We start from the raw sequence: 4175 nt of genomic DNA, 5'->3' as shown, positions 1-4175 counted from the left end.
CGCCCGGGTGGTGCATCAGGTAATCCAGCACCTTGAACTCATGGGCGGTCAGCACCACCGCGGCGCCGTCGACGGTCGCCACGCCCGTGCGCGCGTTCAGGCGCACCGGGCCGCAGGCCAGCTCGGGCGCGGACATGCCATGGGCGCGGCGGATCAGCGCGCGGATGCGGGCCAGCAACTCCTCCATGCGAAAGGGCTTGGCGAGGTAGTCGTCGGCCCCGGCATCGATGCCTTCCACTTTGTCGGTCCAGCTGTCGCGCGCGGTCAGGATCAGCACCGGCAGGTTCACCTGCGCCGCGCGCCAGCGGCGCAGCACGGAGAGCCCGTCGAGCCCGGGCAGGCCAAGGTCGAGCACCACGGCATCGTAGGGCTCTTCGGCGCCCAGGTGCCAGGCATCGATGCCGTGCGCGGCAGTATCGACCGCATACCCGGCGCTGACCAGGCTGGCGCGGATCTGGGCGGCCAGCACGGCCTCGTCTTCTACCAGGAGGATGCGCATGGGGGATCAGGGTTTCTTGCGGGCCTGCTCAAGATCGCGCCCCTTGGCTTTGAGCAGGGTGGCGGTCTTGGCGTCGTATTCGAGCTTGGCCACCGAGCCGCTTGCCAGCAGCAGCTTGACTTCGTACTGCCAGACGCCATCGTCGCGGTCGAGCTTGACGCCGATCACATCACCCGTGTACTGGGCCGACACTGCCTCCAGGATGCGCGTGAGCGGCAGGATCTCGCCCGACTGGACGGCGGCGCGGGCGCGGTCGGCGTCCTTGTCGGCATGGGCGGGCGCCGGGGCTGCCAGCAGCAGCGGCAGGGCGGCCAGCAGCGGCAGCAGGGCGCGGGACAGGGCGCGGGACAGGGACGAGGTGGCGGTGCGCAACGAAGGCAATGGCGTGAGCGAGCGGGGCAATACGGTTGAGAGCAAGCCTTGATGGAACGAAGCAGTCTGCCGTGCCTTGCCTGAACGCAAGCTGAATGGCGCGCTCAGCATGGGTTCAGGCAGGGATCACAACAATGGGCGCCATTGCATTGATCGTCATCGTCACAGTTTTCCAGGAGTCTGGCCATGCAAGGCGTGCGCATCCCGAATGATAGCCCTTCCGAAATCCACCGCCGCGCCACGCGCGACGGGTTCGCGCTGGCCGCGGCGGTGATCGTCGTCCTGCTGGGTGTTGTGTCCCTGTTCTGGGCGCAGGTCGACGCGCGGGCCGTGCTGCACGAATGGAAGCACATGGACAGCGGCCTGTCCATGATCGTGCTCGGGGCACTGATGCTCGGGCCGCTGCTGGCCTTCGGGCTGGACGACTGAAGCAGGCGCCTGCAACCCTCGGCGGGTTTTCCATGTCTGGACATGCTCCTGCGCCTGGTCCTACACTCGACTCAAAATAAACGCACGACCGTTCTTATTTATGCTCTCTGCGCATGGCCGACCATGCGCCACGGACATGACCGGCACAGTGCGATCCCTCAGGGTCAATCCAAGAAGGAGACATGGCATGGAATCGAAGAACGTCCCGCTGGTAGCCGAGTTGTTGCGCGATGCACCGAAGAACTGGGGCAAATGGGGGCCGGATGACGAGGTCGGTTCGCTGAACTATCTCACCCGGGCGGAGGCGCTGCGCGGCGTGGCTTCCGTGCGCTCCGGCAAGACCTTCACCCTGCAGATCCAGATGGGTAACCCCGCCGGCGACCCGGTCTGGCCCGGGCGTTCGCAGGCGCGCCGCCTCAACGTGATGGACAAAGGCCACTACCTTTGCGGCAAGGGCCCGAAGTTCCCCGGCGAGGCCGAGTACGCCGACGACATGATGATCATGTATCTGCAGGGCTCGACCCAGTACGACGCCCTGGGCCATGTCTGGTACGGCGATCAGCTATGGAATGGCTACGATGCCAAATCCACCATCGGCGGCCTGGAAAAAGCCAGCATCCTGCCGATCGCGGAACGTGGCGTGGTCGGGCGCGGCGTGCTGATCGACATGGCGCGCCACCGCGGCAAGGACGTGCTCGCCCCGGGCGAGACCTTCACCCATCTCGACTTGCTCGCCGCCGCCGAGATGCAGGGCGTGCGCATCGAGAAGCACGACATCCTGGTGATCCGCACCGGCTGGATCGGCTCCTTCTACAAGCGCGACCAGGCTGAGTTTTATCGTGAGTTCGTCGAGCCGGGCCTGACCTATAGCGCAGAACTGGTCGAGTGGTTCCATCGCATGGAGATCCCCAACCTCGTCACCGACACGATTGCCAACGAGGTGACGGTGGACCCGGTCTCGGGCGTGGCCTTGCCGCTGCACAATGCGCTGATGCGCAACCTGGGCATCACCCTGACCGAGATCGCCCAGCTGGACCCGCTCGCCGCGGACTGCGCTGACGATCAGCAGTGGACCTTCCTCTATACGGCGGCGCCGCTCAAGGTAGTGAACGGCAGCGGCGCGCCGGTCAACCCGGTGGTCATCAAGTAAGCCAGGCAAAAAAGCCTGCCCTCGGCGCCGTCCGGTGGAGAAGCCGCAATGGCTTCTTGCGCTGTGCGGCGCCAGCTTCGTTTCGACCAAGCGCTATGCTTGACACTACCCGCCGTGCCTATCGAGGTGCCTCATGACGCCCTATGAAGAGAAGCCCTGGCTTTCCAGCTACAACGCCGGCCAGCCGCACACCATCACCCCGCAATTTACCGACGCACTGTCCATCTTCCGGGCCGCCGCGGACCGCGCGCCGGCCAGTCCGGCAATCCACTACTTCGACGCCACGCTCAGCTATGCCGAGGTGGATGCGCTCTCCGATGCGCTGGCGGTAGCGCTATCATCGCGCGGCTGCGCGCGCGGCGAGCGGATTGCGCTGTACCTGCAGAACGTGCCGCAGTTCGTCATCGGGCTGGTTGCCGCGTGGAAGCTCGGCGCCATCGCGGTGCCGGTCAACCCGATGAACCGCGCACGCGAACTGCGCCTGGTGCTGGCCGACTCCGGCGCGAAGGTACTGATCTGCCACGAATCGCTCTATGCCGATGTGGTGAGCGGGCTGTTCGATGACGAGCGGCGTGGCCAGGACGCCGCCGCCGCGCCCCTGGCGCTGCCTGCGGTGATCACCACGTCCGAGCTGGATTTCCAGACGCGTGCCGATCCGCGCCTGTTTGCCGCGACCAGGCGCCAGCCCGCCGAGGGTGTGCCTGATCTGCTGACGCTGGTGCAAGAGTACCTGGGCCAGAGGCCAGCGCCGGTCAAGCTCGCGGCAGACGATATTGCGATGCTGGTGTACACCTCCGGCACCACCGGCGTGCCCAAGGGCGCGATGAACACCMACGGCAATGTTGCTTTCAATGCGCAGGTGTACCGCGACTGGATCGGCTTGGCGGAGGGCGGCCCGATCCTGGGCGTGGCGCCGCTGTTCCATATCACCGGACTGGTGGGCCACGTGGCTGCGGCGTTCATCTGCGCAGCGCCGCTGGTGCTGGCCTGCCGTTTCGAGCCKGGCGTGGTCCTGGAGGCCATCCGCGACCGTCGGGTCGAGTTCACCATCGGCTCGATCACGGTCTTCATCGCGCTGATGAACCATCCCGAGGCGACCCGCGCGCATTTCGCCACGCTGGGCAAGATCTACTCGGGCGGCGCACCGATCCCGCCGAGCGTGGTGGAGCAGTTCCGTGCCAAGTTTGGGCACTATATCCACAACGGCTACGGCCTGACCGAGACCAACTCGCCCACCCACGTGGTGCCGCTGGGCCGGGAGGCGCCGGTGGATCCGGCCTCCGGCACGCTGGCGATCGGCGTTCCCGCCTTCAATGTCGACTCTTTCATCGGCGACGATGCGGGCGCGCCGGTGCCGGTGGGCGAGGTCGGCGAGATCATTTCGCGCGGACCGATGATCGTGCCGGGCTACTGGAACAAGCCGGAAGAGACGGCAAAAGCCATGGCGGGCGGCTATTTCCACACCGGCGATGTTGGTTTCATGGACGCGCAAGGCTGGTTCTACCTCGTCGACCGCAAGAAGGACATGATCGTCGCCGCTGGCTACAAGGTCTGGCCCCGCGAGGTGGAAGACGTCTTGTATACGCATCCCGCGGTGCGCGAGGCGGCCGTGGTGGGCATTCCCGACGCTTATCGCGGCGAGACGGTGAAGGCCGTGGTCAGCCTGAAACCGCAGGCCAGCGTCACGCCGGAAGCGCTGCTGGCCTGGTGCAAGGAGCGCATGGC

The 4175-nt window shown here is 66.4% G+C and carries 5 protein-coding genes; 3 read left to right on the top strand and 2 right to left on the bottom strand.

The features are described from left to right. Together AC1DS3_RS35960 and AC1DS3_RS35955 are read right to left on the bottom strand one after the other, a co-directional pair. Positions 1–499 (bottom strand): response regulator (locus tag AC1DS3_RS35960; RefSeq protein WP_477129074.1); only part of this gene is annotated, 499 nt, incomplete at its 3' end. 6 nt (positions 500–505) lie between these two features. Beyond that, a complete protein-coding gene (locus AC1DS3_RS35955; RefSeq protein WP_441638928.1) occupies positions 506–916 on the bottom strand; it encodes a PepSY domain-containing protein in 411 nt (136 codons plus the stop codon). A gap of 141 nt (positions 917–1057) precedes the next feature. Between AC1DS3_RS35955 and AC1DS3_RS35950 the strand changes: the two genes are divergently transcribed. The 3 genes from AC1DS3_RS35950 to AC1DS3_RS35940 all read left to right on the top strand — a co-directional run. Further along, positions 1058–1300, top strand: a complete 243-nt coding sequence (locus AC1DS3_RS35950; RefSeq protein ID WP_441638930.1) for a hypothetical protein — start codon at positions 1058–1060, stop codon at positions 1298–1300. A gap of 187 nt (positions 1301–1487) precedes the next feature. Further along, positions 1488–2450 (top strand): cyclase family protein, encoded by a 963-nt coding sequence (locus AC1DS3_RS35945; RefSeq protein WP_441638932.1) that lies wholly within the window; start codon positions 1488–1490, stop codon positions 2448–2450. 133 nt (positions 2451–2583) lie between these two features. Then, positions 2584–4175, top strand: a 1592-nt coding sequence (locus tag AC1DS3_RS35940; RefSeq protein WP_477129073.1) for a class I adenylate-forming enzyme family protein, incomplete at its 3' end; no start/stop codon positions are given.

Source organism: Cupriavidus sp. 01L46 (assembly GCF_056399905.1).
This window is presented reverse-complemented; position numbering and strand designations above follow the sequence as displayed.